General features: G+C 59.1%; 14 protein-coding genes. 13 read left to right on the top strand and 1 reads right to left on the bottom strand.

Annotated elements, in window-relative coordinates; all coding sequences use genetic code 11:
* Positions 1-10: 10 nt before the first annotated feature.
* The 13 genes from uppS (at position 11) to accA (ending at position 16,079) form a co-directional block, all read left to right on the top strand.
* On the top strand, positions 11-787 hold the full coding sequence (gene uppS / locus I6L34_RS05770; RefSeq protein ID WP_005338574.1) for a polyprenyl diphosphate synthase: 777 nt from the start codon (positions 11-13) through the stop codon (positions 785-787).
* A gap of 57 nt (positions 788-844) precedes the next feature.
* Complete coding sequence (locus I6L34_RS05765; RefSeq protein WP_005338571.1) at positions 845-1,672, top strand: phosphatidate cytidylyltransferase; 828 nt, start codon at positions 845-847, stop codon at positions 1,670-1,672.
* A complete protein-coding gene (gene ispC / locus I6L34_RS05760) occupies positions 1,672-2,868 on the top strand; it encodes a 1-deoxy-D-xylulose-5-phosphate reductoisomerase (protein WP_058058903.1) in 1,197 nt (398 codons plus the stop codon). The genes I6L34_RS05765 and ispC overlap by 1 nt, the downstream gene beginning before the upstream one ends.
* A complete protein-coding gene (gene rseP, locus I6L34_RS05755; RefSeq protein WP_058058902.1) occupies positions 2,868-4,220 on the top strand; it encodes a sigma E protease regulator RseP in 1,353 nt (450 codons plus the stop codon). Before ispC ends, rseP begins: the two co-directional genes overlap by 1 nt.
* A gap of 34 nt (positions 4,221-4,254) precedes the next feature.
* Entirely contained in the window at positions 4,255-6,786 is a 2,532-nt protein-coding gene (gene bamA, locus I6L34_RS05750) for an outer membrane protein assembly factor BamA (protein WP_075114987.1), read from the top strand.
* A 149-nt stretch (positions 6,787-6,935) separates the two neighbouring features.
* Positions 6,936-7,448, top strand: a complete 513-nt coding sequence (locus tag I6L34_RS05745; RefSeq protein WP_005338563.1) for an OmpH family outer membrane protein — start codon at positions 6,936-6,938, stop codon at positions 7,446-7,448.
* A gap of 3 nt (positions 7,449-7,451) precedes the next feature.
* Positions 7,452-8,471 carry a UDP-3-O-(3-hydroxymyristoyl)glucosamine N-acyltransferase gene (lpxD, locus tag I6L34_RS05740; RefSeq protein WP_005338561.1) on the top strand — a complete coding sequence of 340 codons (1,020 nt, stop codon included), beginning with the start codon at positions 7,452-7,454 and terminating at the stop codon, positions 8,469-8,471.
* A gap of 63 nt (positions 8,472-8,534) precedes the next feature.
* The gene (gene fabZ, locus I6L34_RS05735) at positions 8,535-8,957 is read left to right on the top strand and encodes a 3-hydroxyacyl-ACP dehydratase FabZ (RefSeq protein ID WP_013724020.1); all 423 of its coding nucleotides are present in this window, start codon (positions 8,535-8,537) and stop codon (positions 8,955-8,957) included.
* Between the two features lie 5 nt (positions 8,958-8,962).
* Complete coding sequence (lpxA, locus tag I6L34_RS05730) at positions 8,963-9,754, top strand: acyl-ACP--UDP-N-acetylglucosamine O-acyltransferase (protein WP_005338557.1); 792 nt, start codon at positions 8,963-8,965, stop codon at positions 9,752-9,754.
* Positions 9,747-10,886 (top strand): lipid-A-disaccharide synthase, encoded by a 1,140-nt coding sequence (gene lpxB / locus I6L34_RS05725; protein ID WP_058057880.1) that lies wholly within the window; start codon positions 9,747-9,749, stop codon positions 10,884-10,886. Before lpxA ends, lpxB begins: the two co-directional genes overlap by 8 nt.
* A 118-nt stretch (positions 10,887-11,004) precedes the next feature.
* A complete protein-coding gene (rnhB, locus tag I6L34_RS05720) occupies positions 11,005-11,595 on the top strand; it encodes a ribonuclease HII (RefSeq protein WP_058057881.1) in 591 nt (196 codons plus the stop codon).
* A gap of 38 nt (positions 11,596-11,633) precedes the next feature.
* Complete coding sequence (gene dnaE / locus I6L34_RS05715) at positions 11,634-15,113, top strand: DNA polymerase III subunit alpha (RefSeq protein ID WP_005349777.1); 3,480 nt, start codon at positions 11,634-11,636, stop codon at positions 15,111-15,113.
* 15 nt (positions 15,114-15,128) lie between these two features.
* The gene (gene accA, locus I6L34_RS05710; RefSeq protein ID WP_005338549.1) at positions 15,129-16,079 is read left to right on the top strand and encodes an acetyl-CoA carboxylase carboxyl transferase subunit alpha; all 951 of its coding nucleotides are present in this window, start codon (positions 15,129-15,131) and stop codon (positions 16,077-16,079) included.
* Between the two features lie 286 nt (positions 16,080-16,365).
* On the opposite strand, the gene I6L34_RS05705 is transcribed toward accA, so the two are convergent.
* Positions 16,366-16,548, bottom strand: a complete 183-nt coding sequence (locus I6L34_RS05705; protein WP_005338547.1) for a DUF3545 family protein — start codon at positions 16,546-16,548, stop codon at positions 16,366-16,368.
* Between the last annotated feature and the right edge of the window lie 3 nt (positions 16,549-16,551).

Here is a 16,551-nt window from a genome sequence, read left to right as displayed (position 1 = left end):
GGAGAATTACATGTCGCTTTTGGCTGCGTTGGGTGATTGTGCCAACTCGTCTTTACCCCGTCACGTCGCCATCATCATGGATGGTAACGGTCGCTGGGCCCAGAACCGAGGCAAGATGCGGGTTTATGGCCACAAGGCGGGCGTCAAGTCAGTGCGCGAGGCCGTTACCTTTGCTGCGCGTGCCAAGATCGAGGCATTGACCCTGTTTGCATTCTCCAGCGAGAACTGGCGCCGCCCGGAAGGGGAGGTCAGTGCCTTGATGGAACTGTTCATCACAGTGCTGGGTCGTGAGGTGCAGAAACTGCACAACAACGGGATCCGGCTCAAGGTGATTGGCGATACTGCTCGCTTTAGTGAGCGGTTGCAGGCCAAAATCGCCAAGGCGGAAGCCTTGACCGCCAATAACAAGGGGTTGACCCTGAACATTGCGGCCAACTATGGCGGCCAGTGGGATATCGCCCAGGCGGCCCGCAAGTTGGCCAAAGCAGTGGCGGCCGGTGAATTGGCCGCTGACGACATTGATGAATCCATGTTGACCCGTGAGGTTTGCATGGCCGATCTGCCACCCGTGGACCTGTTGATCCGCACCGGTGGCGATCATCGCATCAGCAACTTTGTGTTATGGCAGCTCGCCTATGCCGAGCTCTATTTTACCCCGGTATTGTGGCCCGATTTCAACGAGGCCGAGTTCAGTGAGGCGGTCGCCTCTTTCGTTGCCCGCGAGCGTCGCTTCGGTTGCACGGGTGAACAGATACGGGAATTGATCGCCGAGCAGCAGACCGGCTAAACCCCGCTCCCAAGAGAGAGGTTTCTTTTGCTAAAACAACGAATTATTACTGCTTTGATGTTGATCCCCCTGGTGTTGGGGGCGCTCTTCTTTCTGCCATTGAAATTTTTTGCCCTGTTGGCTGCGCTGGTGTTTTTGTTGGCCAGTCGCGAATGGAGTGGGTTTGTCTCTGCTGCTCCGCAGCAATGGTTGCCCATCGTATTTTGTCTGTTGCTCGGTGCCAGCCTCTTTTGGCTGCCGGTGGAGCAACTCTGGACGCCCCACCTGCACCCCCTCGTGATGGGCGTGCTCTGGACAGCGGTAAGCTGGTGGCTGCTGGGTCTGCTGCTGGTGCTGCGCTATCCCCAAAGCGCCAAGCTGTGGAAAGAGTCTATCTGGCTCAAGTCGCTGTTTGGTCTGGTGACTCTGGTTCCCTTCTTCTGGTCGCTGGTCGCCATCCGTGGTTACAACTTTTACCATGACCCCATGATGGGGGCCTGGATCCTGTTGTTCGTGATGGGACTGGTCTGGGCGGCAGATTCTGGCGCGTATTTTTTCGGCAAGGCGTTCGGTAAGCACAAGCTGGCACCGGCTGTGAGTCCGGGCAAAACCATCGAAGGAATGTGTGGCGGCCTCTTTACCGCCAGCCTGCTGGCCATCGGCGTTACCTGGTCGATGGGATTTGTTCCTGCCAAGATGATCACCGTGCTGTTTTGCTCTCTGCTGGCGGTGCTTGCTTCCGTACTCGGTGATCTGACCGAGAGCATGTTCAAGCGCGAAGCGGGCATCAAGGACTCCGGCACCCTGTTGCCGGGTCATGGCGGCATTCTCGACCGGATTGACAGCCTGACCGCCGCCCTGCCGGTGTTTCTGCTCAGTTATCTGCTACTCAGTCAGGAGTTTTGATGCACAAGTCACTGGTTATTCTGGGAGCCTCCGGCTCCATCGGTCAGAGTACCTTGAAAGTGCTGCGCCATAACCCGGGCAGTTGGCAAGTGTTGGCGTTGACCGCCGCCCGCAACGTGGATGCCATGTTGCGGGACTGCCTCGAATTCTCCCCCCGTTTTGCCGTGATGGTTGATGAGGAGGCCGCCCGTGAACTGGCTGCCCGTCTGAAAGCGCACGGTAGTACAACCCGGGTCATGTCTGGTGCAGCAGCCCTCTGCGAGGTTGCCGCTCACCCCGACGCCCATAGCGTGATGGCCGCCATCGTCGGTGCGGCCGGACTGGCCCCGACCATGGCCGCGGTACGTGCCGGCAAGCGTATTTTGTTGGCCAACAAGGAGGCGCTGGTGATGTCCGGTGCTTTCTTCATGGAAGCCGTGCGCGAGCATGGCGCCGAGCTGCTGCCCATCGACAGCGAACACAATGCCATCTTCCAGTGTCTGCCGACTGCCGTGCAGCGCCAGCCCGGTTTTTGCGATCTGGCGGCGGCGGGGATCAGCAAGATTTTGCTGACCGGTTCTGGCGGCCCGTTCCGTTACACCGAGATCGGCGAGCTGGCCAAGGTGACACCGGCGCAGGCCATCGCGCATCCCAACTGGTCGATGGGGGCCAAGATTTCGGTCGACTCCGCCACCATGATCAACAAGGGGCTGGAGTACATCGAGGCGCGCTGGTTGTTCAATGCGGCGCCCGAGCAGATCCAGGTGGTGATCCACCCGCAGTCGGTGATCCACTCCATGGTGCAGTACAAGGATGGCTCCGTGCTGGCCCAGCTTGGCAATCCGGATATGTGTACCCCCATCGCCCATGCGCTGGCTTATCCCAATCGCATCCCTTCCGGTGTGGAACCTTTGGATTTCTTCAGTGTCGGAGAGTTCAGCTTTATCCGGCCTGATTACGATCGCTACCCCTGTCTGGCGTTGGCCATCAATGCCTGCCAGAAGGGACAAGCGGCGACCACTGCGCTCAATGCGGCCAACGAGGAGGCGGTTGCCGCCTTCCTGGCTGGGCGCATCGGTTTTATGGATATTGCCCGGATCAACGAGGCTGTGATGCTGGCGCTGGAGAGCAGCGCCGTCGGTTCGCTCGATGATCTGTTTGCCCTGGACGGTGCGGCAAGAGCCCGTGCTCACACGTTGATTGAGGAGCTTGGCTGATGGGCGGTGTGTTGTGGAATATCGGTGCCTTTGTTGTTGCGCTGGGCCTGCTGGTCGCGGTGCACGAGTTTGGTCACTTCTGGGTGGCCCGTCGTTGTGGCGTCAAGGTTGAGCGCTTCTCCATCGGTTTTGGCAAGGCGATCTGGCGCAGGATGGGTAAAGATGGCACCGAATATGTGCTGGCGCTGATCCCCCTCGGTGGTTACGTCAAGATGCTCGATGGCCGGGTCGATGAACTCAAGCCCGGTGACGAGCAGTATGCCTTCAACCACAAGAGTGTCTGGGCGCGGATGGCGATTGTCGCCGCAGGTCCCATGGCCAACTTCGTGTTTGCCCTGTTTGCCCTCTGGCTGATGTTTATCATCGGGGTGCCGAGCGTCAAGCCGGTGATCGGTGAAGTGCGTCCGGCATCCATCGTGGCAGAGGCGGGTGTGCTGCCGGGGATGGAGATTGTCGGGGTCGGCGATGAGCAGACCGGTGACTGGGAGAGCGTCACTTACGCCCTTATCAGTCATCTGGGTGATGATGCAGTGACTCTCAAGGTGCAGGCACCCAATACCAGCTATGCCACCGATAAAACCTTGTCGCTGACCGGCTGGACCTTCGATCCGGATAAAGAGTCGCCCATCGGCAGCTTGGGAATTGTCCCCCTGAGTGGCAAAGTGCTGCCAGTCGTGGCTGCCGTGGTGCCCAAGAGTGCCAGTGAAAAGGCGGGGCTGCAGGTCGGTGACCGTATCAAACAGGTCGGCGATCAGCCTATTACCGCGTGGGCCCAGTTTGTCGAGCTGGTGCAGCAGGCACCGGGTGAACCCCTGCAAGTGGTGGTTGAGCGCAACAACAGTGATCTCAACGTGACTCTGACCCCGGATAGCCGCAAGGTGCAGGGCAAGCTGGTAGGATTCGTCGGTCTCTCGCCGCAACTGGTTCCATTACCGGATGAATATCGAATTCTGTTACAGTATGGGCCTTTGCAGGCGCTGTGGCATGGCGCGGACAAGACCTGGAGCCTGATCACGCTCACCTTTGACATGATTGGCAAGTTGATCGGTGGCATCGTGTCACTGGACAACCTGAGCGGCCCCATCTCCATTGCCAAGGGCGCCGGCAGCAGTGCCGACTATGGTCTGGTCTATTTCTTGAGTTTTCTGGCGCTGATCAGCGTCAACCTGGGGATTATCAATCTGTTCCCTCTGCCGGTGCTCGATGGTGGCCATCTGGTCTATTTCCTGATCGAAGCGGTCACCGGCAAGCCGGTATCAGAGAAAATACAGGAAGTGGGTTTCAGGATCGGCGCCGCCATTCTGATGTTATTGATGGGCATTGCGCTGTTTAACGATTTCGCTCGCCTCTGAGGCCAGAGCATCAACAAGGACACATAAGAACAAAATGGCTGTTAAAAAAGCATTGGTGTTGAGTTGCCTGCTGGGTGCCAGTTTCCTGGCCCAGGCGGCCCCTGCCTCTTTTGTGGTGCAAGATATCCAGGTCGAAGGTCTGCAACGGGTGACCCTGGGTGCCGCACTGTTGAACCTGCCGATCCGGGTCGGTGATACCGTCGACTCCGTGGCTCTGGCCAGCGCCATCAAGAAGCTCTATGCCTCGGGTAACTTCGAGGATGTGAAGGTTTACCGTGATGGCCAGGTGCTGCAGGTGATGGTCAAGGAGCGTCCAACCATCTCCAGCATCGAGTTTGCCGGCAACAAGGATATCAAAGAGGAGCAACTGACCCAGAGTCTGGAGTCCTCCGGTATCCGTGTGGGCGATCCGCTGGATCGCACCGTGCTCACCTCCCTCGAGAAGGGGCTGGAAGATTTCTACTATGGCGTGGGTAAATACTCCGCCAAGGTCAAGGCCATCGTCACCCCGTTGCCGCGCAACCGGGTCGACCTCAAGTTCACCTTCGTGGAAGGGGAAGCGGCCAAGATCCAGCAGATCAACATCGTCGGCAACAGCGTCTTCCCTGAAGAGAAGCTGATTGCTCAGCTCTCCCTGCGCGACGAAGTGCCTTGGTGGAACTTTACCGCCGACCAGCGCTATCAGAAGCAGAAACTGGCCGGTGATATCGAGACCCTGCGCTCCTACTACATGGACCGCGGCTATATCCGCTTCCAGCAGGAGTCTACCCAGGTCTCCATGACCCCCGACAAGAAGGGCGTCTACGTCACCCTCAACATCAAGGAAGGGGATCAGTACAAGGTCTCCGGTGTCCAGCTCAAGGGTGACCTGATCGATCGCGGTGGCGAGATGAAGGGATTGATCCCGATCGCTGCCGGCAGCACCTACTCCGCCAGTCAGGTGACTCATACCGAAGAGGTGCTCTCCAAGTTCCTCGGCCGTTACGGCTACGCCTATCCGAAAGTGGTCACCTTCCCGCAGGTCAATGACAAGACCAAGGAAGTGGAGCTGATCGTCAACGTTGAGCCTGGCCCCCGTGTCTATGTGCGCAACATCAACTTCAGCGGTAACGCCACCACCGAAGATCAGGTGCTGCGTCGCGAGATGCGCCAGATGGAAGGCACCTGGCTCTCCTCCGACAACATCGAGCAGTCCAAGAGCCGTCTCAACCGCCTTGGTTATTTCGAGAGCGTCGAAGTGGACACCAAGCGGGTGCCGGGCAACGATGACCTGGTTGACCTCGACTTCAAGGTCAAGGAGCAGCCAGCAGGCTCCATCAACGCAGGTATCGGTTACGGTACCGAATCGGGTCTGAGCCTGCAGGCGGGGATCTCCCAGGACAACTTTATGGGTACCGGTAAAAAGGTCTCCATCAACGCCAGCACCAACGACTACTCCAAGAACGTTGACCTGAGCTACAACGACCCCTACTTCACCGTGGATGGTGTCAGCCTGGGTGGTCGGGTCTACTACAACCAGTTCCGCGCCGATGATGCCGATATCGTTGATTACGAGAACGAAACCATCGGTTTCCGTCTCTCCAGCGGCTTCCCGGTCAACGAGTTCAACCGTCTCGACTTCAGTACCGGTATCGAGAGCACCAAGCTGAGCCGTCCGTCATTCAATGCCCAGAACTATCAGGAGTGTCTGAAAGACAACCCGGATACTGATGGCAACACCTACTGCTGGGATCAGTGGAATGATAACCGCCAGTCGGTACAGATGGATCAGTTCTGGAATGCTTACTCACAGGATGGTTCCAACCTCGACTTTGTGACCGTCGATGTCACCGCTGGCTGGACCCGCTCTACCCTGAACAAGGGGATGTTCCCGACTTCTGGCGATCGTCAACGTATCAACGCCAAGGTGACCGTGCCGGGGATGGAGCTGCAGTACTACAAGCTCTCTGCCGAAGATGCCCACTACTTCCCGCTCGATGCGGATCATAGCTGGGTAATGATCGGCAAGGGTCGTGTCTCCTACGGTAACGGCTATGGCGATGACTCCATGCTGCCGTTCTTCGAGAACTACTATGCCGGTGGTTTCGATACGGTACGTGGTTTCAAGAGCAACACCATTGGTCCCAAGGCGATCTACAAGACCTACAACAAGCCGGGTGCTGGCAGTTGCACGGGTTCTCAGCCGTGTGAAACTGGTTACTACGAAGGTTCCGACACCTCGGTGGGGGGCAACGCTCTGGCCGTCGCTTCACTGGAGCTGGTCTTCCCGACCCCGTTCGTCTCCGAGACCTATCGTCCGCAGATCCGTTCCACCGTCTTTATGGACGCAGGTACCGTCTGGAGCACTGATTTTGCCAACGGGGCATATCCTTGCGCCGCCGGTTCTGATTGCAACTATCTGAGCCAGGACTACTCCAACCCGGGCAATATCCGGGTCTCTGCCGGTGTCTCCCTGCAGTGGCTCTCGCCGATGGGCCCGCTGGTGTTTGCCTTGGCCAAGCCGATCAAGAAATACGAAGGGGATCGCACCGAAGTCTTCTCCTTCAACATCGGTCGTACTTTCTAAGCAGAGTTTTGCCCCCACCCATGCGGTGGGGGTCTTCAATGATGGGACGCGCGGTATGCGTGCCTCACCAGGTAACAAGACGGTCCTAACGCCGCTTGCATAATCGGGTAAATCAGGTAGCCCTCGCCATGAGGGAACAAGGAGTAAGTGTGAATAAAGCGTTGAAAGTAGCTGGTTTGAGCTTTGCACTGATGGCTGCCGGCATGGGTTCTGCCTTCGCTGAGACCAAGATCGCCGTGGTCGACATGGGCGAAGTCTTCCAAAAGCTGCCCCAGCGTGAAGCCGTTGCAGCCAAGCTGAAAGGTGAATTCGAGCCGCGTATGCGTGAGCTGCAGAAGCTGGAACAGGAAGGCCAGAAGCTGGTCGAGAAGTTCCGCAAGGATGAAGCCTTCATGAGTGCCGAGCAGAAGAAGCAGAACCAGGAGAAGCTGGCCAAGCTGCAGATGGAGTTCAACCAGAAGCGTCAAGCCTTTGAGCAGGACAACGGCCGCCGTCAGTCCGAAGAGCGCAACAAGATCCTGACCAAGGTGCAGGCTGCCATCGATTCCATCGCCAAGAGCAATGGTTACGATCTGGTGCTGGAGCGCAATGCCGCCCCGTATGCCGCCAGCAAGCTGGACATCTCCGGCCAGGTTATTTCTCAGGTAAGCAAGAGCAACTAATTGATGGCATTCACTCTCGCACAGCTGGCCCAGCAACTGGGGGCCCAGGTCCATGGCGACGGAACCCTGGAAATCCGCAAGGTAGCGACACTGGAAAAGGCCGGGGAGGGGGATATCACCTTCCTGTCCAACAAGAAGTACCGGCACTATCTGGAGCAGAGCAAGGCGACCGCCGTGCTCATTACAGAAGCGGATCTGCCATTTTGTCCCACCAATGCCCTGGTGCTCAAAGACCCCTATGTGGGCTTTGCCCGGGTAGCCCAACTGCTGGACACCACCCCGCAGCCGGCCACGGATATCCATCCGAGCGCCGTTATCGCGGCTGACGTGCAACTGGGCGAGAGAGTGGCCATCGGCGCCAATGCAGTGATCGAATCCGGCGTCGTGCTGGGTGATGATGTACGCATTGGCCCGGGCTGTTTTGTTGGCAAGAATACCCGGCTGGGAGCGCGCTCCCGGCTGTGGGCCAACGTCACCCTCTATCACAATGTGACCATGGGTACCGACTGTCTGGTTCAATCCGGCACAGTGATCGGCGCCGATGGTTTCGGTTATGCCAACGAGCGTGGCGAGTGGATCAAGATCCCCCAGCTCGGCGGTGTGACCATTGGCAACCGGGTCGAGATCGGTGCCTGTACCACCATTGACCGCGGTGCGCTGGAAGATACCCGCATCGCTGACAACGTCATCATCGACAACCAGTGCCAGATCGCCCACAACGTGGAGATCGGTTACGGCACCGCCGTGGCGGGCTCTACCGTGATGGCTGGTAGTCTCAAGGTCGGCAAATACTGTATCATTGGCGGCGCTTCCGTCTTTAACGGGCATATGGAGATCTGCGACCAGGCCACCGTTACCGGTATGGCCATGGTGATGCGACCCATTACCGAGCCCGGTGTCTACTCTTCCGGCATCCCTCTGCAAACCAATAAAGAGTGGCGCAAGACCGCCGCCCGGGTGATGCGTATCGAAGAGATGCACAAGCGGTTAAGCAAGCTTGAGAAGAAGCTGGATCAAGAATAATCACGATTGGTATAGGGTACTGTTTTGACTACTGAAAAGAAGAGCCTGGGTATCCAGGAAATCATGGATCTGCTGCCCCACCGTTATCCGTTTCTGATGGTGGATCGTGTAGACGACTACGAGATCAGCGATGAGCGCAAAACCCTGCGCGCCATCAAGAACGTCTCGTTCAACGAGCCGATCTTCCAGGGGCACTTCCCGGCCAAGCCGGTGTTCCCTGGCGTACTGATCCTGGAAGCGATGGCACAGGCCACCGGTATCCTGGCCTTTACCATGGTGGGCAAGCCGTCTCCCAACGAACTCTACTATTTTGCCTCAATCGACAACGCTCGTTTCAAGCGCCCAGTCGGCCCCGGTGACCAACTGGTGCTGGACGTGGAGTTCCTGAAAGAGCGTCGCGGTATTGCCAAGTTCACCGGTGTCGCCACCGTCGACGGTGAAGTGGTCTGTACCGCCGAGCTGATGTGCGCCAAACGCGAGGTTTAACACACGTGATCGACCAGACTGCCATCATTCACGATACTGCCATCGTCCATGAGTCTGCCGTGATCGGTAAAGGGGTTGAAATCGGCCCCTTTTCTGTCATCGGCGCCGAGGTGGAAATCGGTGACAACACCTGGGTAGGTTCCCATGTGGTGATCAAGGGCCCGACCAAGATTGGTCGCGGCAACAAGATCTTCCAGCACACCTCCATCGGTGAGGATTGCCAGGACAAGAAGTACGCCGGTGAGCGCACTTTCCTCGAGATCGGCGACAACAACGTCATTCGCGAGAACTGCACCTTCCACCGTGGCACCATTCAGGATCAGAGCCTGACCAAGGTGGGCAGCGGCAACCTGTTCATGGTCAACGTTCACGTTGCCCACGACTGCATCATCGGTGACAACTGCATCTTCGCCAACAACGCGACCCTGGCGGGCCACGTGGTGATCGGTGACTTCGTGATCTTTGGTGGTCTCTCCGCCATTCACCAGTTCGGTCGCGTCGGTTCCCACGCCTTTGTCGGTGGCTGCGCCGCCCTGAACAAAGACGTGCCGCCTTACGTGATGGCCGCCGGCAACTACGCCAAGCCGTTCGGGGTCAACTCCGAAGGTCTGCGTCGCCGCGGTTTCAGCGCCGAGGCCATCTCTGCCGTCAAGCGTGCCTACAAAGAGATCTTCCGCTCCGGCAAGACCATCGAAGAGGTGCTGCCGGTGCTGATCGAGATGGCGCAAGCCGAACCGGCCGTCCAGCTCTATGTGGACTTCCTCAAAGATAACGAGCGCGGGATCATCCGTGCCTGATCCGGTTCGTATCGGTATCGTCGCCGGAGAAGTCTCCGGCGACATCCTGGCTGCCGGTCTGGTGCGCGAGCTGCAGGCCCGTTACCCGGATGCGCAGTTCGAAGGGATCGCCGGGCCGCGTATGCAGGCCCTCGGCGTCAAGGCCCTGTTCGAGATGGAAGAGCTCTCCGTCATGGGGATCACCGAGGTGCTGGGCCGTCTGCCGCGCATCCTCAAAGTCCGTCGCGAACTGTTGCGCCACTTTATTGCCAATCCGCCCGATATCTTCATCGGCGTGGATGCACCGGATTTCAATATCGGAGTGGAGCTGAAACTGCGCCGCGCCGGTATCAAGACGGTTCACTATGTCAGCCCCTCGGTGTGGGCCTGGCGCCAAAACCGCATTCACAAGATCAAGGCCGCCACCGACATGGTGCTCGCCTTCCTGCCGTTCGAGAAAGCCTTCTACGACCGCTTCGACGCCCCTTGCCGTTTTGTCGGTCACACCATGGCGGATGACATTCCATTGGTGCCGGATCAGGCTGCCATGCGTCGCAAGCTGGGCATTGATGCCAACCGCCGCTGGCTGGCGGTATTGCCGGGCAGCCGCACCGCCGAAGTGGGCTTTATGTCCCCCCTGTTTCTCGAGGCGTGCAAACACCTGACGGTGCGCTATCCGGATCTCGGCTTCATCGTTCCGCTGGTCAACCAGAAACGGCGTGAGCAGTTTATGGCCATCAAGGCCGAGGTAGCGCCGGGTCTCGACATGGTGCTGCTGGAAGGGCAGGGCCGCGAGGCGATGATCGCCGCTGACGTGGTGATGCTGGCCTCCGGCACCGCGGCGCTCGAAGCCATGCTGGTGAAAAAGCCGATGGTGGTGGGCTACAAGCTCAAGCCCTTCAGCTATTGGCTGGCCCAGCGACTGGTAAAGACCGAATTTGTCTCTCTGCCCAACCTGCTCGCCGGTCGCATGCTGGTGCCGGAACTCATCCAGCACGAGTGCACCCCGGAGAATCTGGTGGAAGAGGTGAGCAAGTACTTCGAGCACGACAACAGTGCGCTGGTCAACACCTTCACCGAGCTGCACCAGCTGATCCGCTGCAATGCCGACTCGCAGGCTGCCGATGCGGTGGCGGATCTGCTCGGCAGATAACGCTATTTCGGACCGTCGATTGCGCCGCGCTACCCGTTCATTCGTTTTCGAGCGGTAATGCCGCGCCAGTCGACCCCTGTCAGGCCCCACGGGGCCTGTTTTGATTCAAGGCTACAAGATGATGATCGATATTCCTGACGACAAGCTGGTTGCCGGTGTGGACGAAGTGGGCCGTGGCCCGCTGGTGGGTGACGTGGTCACCGCTGCGGTCATTCTCGACCCCGCCAATCCGATCGCGGGGCTCAACGACTCCAAGAAGCTCTCCGAGAAGAAGCGCCTCGCCCTGTTTGACGAGATCAAAGAGAAAGCGCTCGCTTGGGCCATCGGTCGCGCCAGCCCGGAGGAGATCGACGAGCTCAACATCCTGCATGCCACCATGCTGGCGATGCAGCGCGCCGTGGCGGGGTTGAAGGTCACCCCCGAGCTGGTCTTTATCGATGGCAACCGCTGCCCGGCATTGCCGATGGAAGCGCGTGCCGTGGTCAAGGGCGATAGCCTGGTGGCCGCCATCAGCGCCGCCTCGATCCTCGCCAAGGTGACACGAGATGCGGAGATGACCGAGCTGGACAGCCGTCATCCCGAGTATGGTTTTGCCCGCCACAAGGGTTATCCGACCGCTGAGCACCTCGCCATTCTGGCCGAGCGTGGCCCGTTGCCCGAATATCGCAAGAGCTTCAAACCGGTGCGCCGCGCACTGGGGATCGAGTAGACCATGCCATTTAGTTTGAGCAGCGAGAGGAGATGACGATGGCTGACCCCCGTTTTATCCACCTGCGAGTCCACTCCGACTTCTCCATGGTCGATGGCCTGCAGAAGATCAACCCCATCGTCGGGGCGGCGGCGGCCAACAACATGCCGGCGCTGGCGCTGACCGATCAGATGAACATGTGCGGTCTGGTGCGCTTCTATGGCGCGGCCCACGGCAAGGGGATCAAGCCCATTGTCGGTGCCGACTTCTGGGTGCAGAGCGATGAGCTCGGCGACGAGCAGTTCCGCCTCACCCTGCTAGCCATGGATAACGACGGCTACCAGAACATCACCCTGCTTATCTCCCGCGGTTACCAGCGCGGCCACGTGCAGGGGCGGCCGGTTATCGACAAGAGCTGGCTCGCCGAACACGCCAAGGGGGTGATCGTCCTCTCCGGCGGGCGCGAGGGGGATGTGGGCAAGTTCCTGCTCAAGGGCAACCGGCAGATGACCGAGCAGTGTGTCGCCTTCTATCAGACCCACTTCCCCGATGCCTACTACCTCGAACTGCTGCGTACCGGTCGACCCGACGAAGAGGTCTACCTGCACATGGCGGTGGCGATTGCCACCGAGTTCGCGCTGCCGGTGGTCGCCACCAACGAGGTGGTGTTCCTCAACGCCGATGATTTCGACGCCCACGAAATCCGGGTCGCCATCCACGATGGCTATACCCTGATGGACAAGCGCCGCCCCCGTCGCTACAGCCCCCAGCAGTACCTGCGCAGTCAGGAGGAGATGGCGGAGCTGTTTGCCGACATTCCCGAAGCGCTGGAAAACACGGTGGAGATCGCCAAGCGCTGCAACGTGACGGTGCGTCTCGGCGAATACTTCCTGCCCAACTTCCCGACCGGCGACATGACTACCGAAGATTTTCTGGTGGCCAAGTCGAAAGAGGGTCTGGAGGAACGTCTCGAGTTCCTGTTCCCGGATCCGCAAGTGCGTGCCGAGCGTCGTCCCGAGTATGACGAGCGTCTCGACATCGAGCTGAAAGTGATCAACCAGATGGGCTTCCCGGGTTACTTCCTCATCGTGATGGAGTTTATCCAGTGGTCCAAGGACAACGGCATCCCCGTTGGTCCGGGGCGGGGCTCGGGGGCGGGCTCTCTGGTGGCTTATGCCCTCAAGATCACCGACCTCGACCCGCTGGAATTTGACCTGCTGTTCGAACGTTTCCTGAACCCCGAGCGGGTATCCATGCCCGACTTCGACGTCGACTTCTGCATGGACCGACGCGATGAGGTGATCGAGCACGTCTCCGACATGTATGGCCGGGATGCGGTCTCCCAGATCATCACCTTCGGCAGCATGGCGGCCAAGGCGGTGGTGCGGGACGTAGGCCGGGTGCTGGGTCACGCTTACGGATTTGTGGATCGCATCTCCAAGCTGATCCCGCCGGATCCGGGCATGACGCTGGCCAAGGCATTCGAGGCCGAGCCCAAGCTGCCCGAGCTCTACGAGCAGGATGAGGAGGTCAAAGACCTCATCGACATGGCCCGTCGCCTCGAAGGGGTGGTGCGCAACGCCGGTAAACATGCCGGTGGCGTGGTGATCGCACCCACCAAGATCACCGACTTTGCGCCGCTCTACTGCGATGACGAAGGCCATCACCCGGTCACCCAGTTTGACAAGAACGATGTGGAATACGCCGGTCTGGTGAAGTTCGACTTCCTGGGTCTGCGCACCCTCACCATCATCGACTGGGCGCTCGGCATGATCAACCCGCGTCTTGCCAAAGAGGGCAAGCCGCCGGTGGACATTGCCGCCATCCCCATCGATGACAAGAAGTCGTTCGACCTGCTGCAGCGCTACGAGACCACAGCGGTATTCCAGCTGGAATCCCGCGGCATGAAGGATCTCATCAAGCGGCTGCGCCCCGACTGTTTCGAAGACATGATCGCACTGGTGGCCCTGTTCCGACCGGGCCCGCTCCAGTCAGGCATGGTGGATAACTTCATCGACCGCAAACACGGTAATGAAGCGATCTCCTATCCGGACGAGAAGTGGCAGCACGAGAGCCTGAAGCCCATCCTCGAACCGACCTACGGCATCATCCTCTATCAGGAGCAGGTGATGCAGATCGCCCAGACGCTGGCGGGCTACACGCTCGGTGGCGCGGATATGCTGCGCCGGGCGATGGGTAAGAAAAAGCCCGAGGAGATGGCCAAGCAGCGAGCCGGTTTCGAGGAGGGCGCCGTCAAGAATGGCGTCGACGGCGAACTGGCGATGAAGATCTTCGATCTGGTGGAGAAGTTTGCCGGCTACGGCTTCAACAAATCCCACTCCGCCGCCTATGCGTTGGTCTCCTACCAGACCCTCTGGCTCAAGACCCACTTCCCGGCCGAGTTCATGGCGGCGGTGATGACCGCTGATATGGACAACACCGACAAAATCGTGACCCTGGTGGACGAGTGCCAGCGGATGGGGCTGACCGTGATCCCGCCGGATGTGAACACTGGCCGCTATCGCTTCTCGGTCAACGAAGATGGTCATATCGTCTACGGGATCGGGGCGGTGAAAGGGGTGGGTGAAGGCCCTATCGACGCTATCCTCAGCGCCCGGGATCAGGACGGCCCGTTCCGCGATCTGTTCGACTTCTGCAACCGGGTCGACATCAAGAAGCTCAACAAGCGGGTGATGGAGAAGCTGATCCTCTCCGGCGCCATGGATCGGCTCGGCCCGCACCGCGCCGCCCTGATGGCGACCCTGGAGGAGGCGATGCGGGCCGCCGAGCAGCACGCCAAGGCGCAGGCGGTGGGGCAGGTCGACATGTTCGGCGTGCTTACCGAAGAGATTGACGACGTCAAGAAGGCGTTTGCCAACGTGCCGCACTGGCCTGACAAGGTGTGGCTGGAAGGGGAGCGCGAGACCCTCGGGCTCTATCTCACCGGTCACCCCATCAACCAGTACAGCAGCGAATTGCGTCGTTATACCTCGGGTCGCCTGTGCGATCTGCATCCCACCTCCCGCGATACCGTGACCACGGCGGCGGGGCTGGTGATCGCGGCTCGCAGCATGGTGACCAAGCGTGGCAACAAGATGGGGATCTTCACTCTGGACGACCGTTCCGGTCGCCTCGATGTGACCCTGTTCAGTGAAGCGCTGGAAAAATATGAAGAATTGATGCAAAAAGACCGCATTTTGGTGGTTTCTGGACAGGTCAGCTTTGATGACTTCTCCGGTGGCCTTAAAATGTCGGCTCGAGAATTACTGGATATCAACGATGCGAGGGAGCGTTTTGCCAGAGCAATCCGCATCTCCCTCGATGAACAGCGGATTGATGATCGCTTTTTCCCGCGTTTGTGCGAGATTTTGGAGCCCGCCCGTGCCGGAGTCTGTCCGGTTCAGGTAAACTATCGTCGCCCCGGCTCCCGGGTGCGATTGACGCTCGGTACCGAGTGGCGGGTGACGCCCACCGATCAACTGATAGATGACTTGCGAGTCCTGCTTGGACGAGAGCGGGTTGAATTGGTTTTTGATTAGAGGTTCTAAGGCCCTATGAGTCTTTTTCTGGATTTTGAACAGCCGATTGCCGAGTTGCAGGCGCAGATTGATGAACTCAAACATGTGAGTGAAGGCAATCACGCCGTGGATCTGAAAGACGAGATCCGCCGGCTGGAGAAGAAAAACGAAGAGCTGACCAAGAAGATCTTCGGTGATCTGGGTGCCTGGCAGGTATCCCAGATGGCGCGTCATCCCCAGCGCCCCTACACCTTTGACTATATCGAGCATATCTTCACCGATTTCGACGAGTTGGCTGGCGATCGCGCCTATGCCGATGACAAGGCTATCGTCGGCGGCATCGCCCGTCTCGACGGCGAGCCGGTGATGGTGATTGGTCACCAGAAGGGTCGCGAGACCAAAGAGAAGATCAAGCGCAACTTCGGCATGCCGCGTCCGGAAGGGTACCGCAAGGCCCTGCGTCTGATGGAGATGGCCGAGCGCTTCAAGATGCCGATCATCACCTTTATCGACACCCCGGGCGCTTACCCTGGCGTCGGTGCCGAAGAGCGTGGCCAGTCCGAGGCGATTGCCCGCAACCTGAAAGTGATGGCCGGTCTGACCGTGCCGGTGGTCTGCACCGTGATTGGTGAGGGTGGCTCCGGTGGTGCGCTGGCCATTGGCGTGGGTGACCGCGTCAACATGCTGCAGTACTCCACCTACTCCGTCATCTCGCCGGAAGGGTGTGCCTCCATCCTGTGGAAGAGTGCCGACAAGGCCTCCGTAGCTGCCGAAGCGATGGGTATCACTGCCCAGCGTCTGAAAGAGCTCAAGCTGATCGACCACGTGATCGACGAGCCCCTCGGCGGTGCTCACCGCGATGTGGAGAAGATGGCCAAAAACCTCAAGGCCCGCATCAAGCAGGATCTGGACGCCCTGCGTCCGCTCGATACCGAGCAACTGCTGGAGCAGCGCTACCAGCGTCTGCTGGGCTACGGCTACTGCTAAGCGCAGCCGTCAGCCCCGAGTGTTCAGGCCCCCGTCATCGACGGGGGTTTTTTATTGCTGATGACTTGTCTTGCGGTGATTGCCCCAATGCGCCCTGAAACGGCACAGCTCAGTCTTCGCGGGTGAGGGGCAGGGTTGGTATGCCACGCTGTTCATGAGGGCTGTCAGTAGCCTACAGTATCCTTTGGTATTGCTGGCGATGGCACGACAAGCCGCTTGATCATCCGATTGCGGCATAAAAAAGCGCCCCGACTGTGCGGAGCGCTTTTACAGGTGTCTGGCGGTATTACAGTTCGATCTCGTCTGTAAGACCTTCATAGGCGATATCGATGGATTGCAGCTCCTTCTGCAGGCGATGTTTGTCTTTCAACGCCTCGATTTCACGCCATTTACGTTTTTTTCCCGTTGTCCCGCGGCTACGCGAACCGAGTTCAACCACCTCGTCATAATCGAAGTTGAACATTTCCATGGC

Origin of the sequence: Aeromonas sp. FDAARGOS 1404, from assembly GCF_019047085.1 — a bacterium.
Taxonomy (GTDB): domain Bacteria; phylum Pseudomonadota; class Gammaproteobacteria; order Enterobacterales; family Aeromonadaceae; genus Aeromonas; species Aeromonas veronii.
Note: the sequence above shows the minus strand (reverse complement) of the source record. Positions and strands in the feature narration are given on the sequence as shown.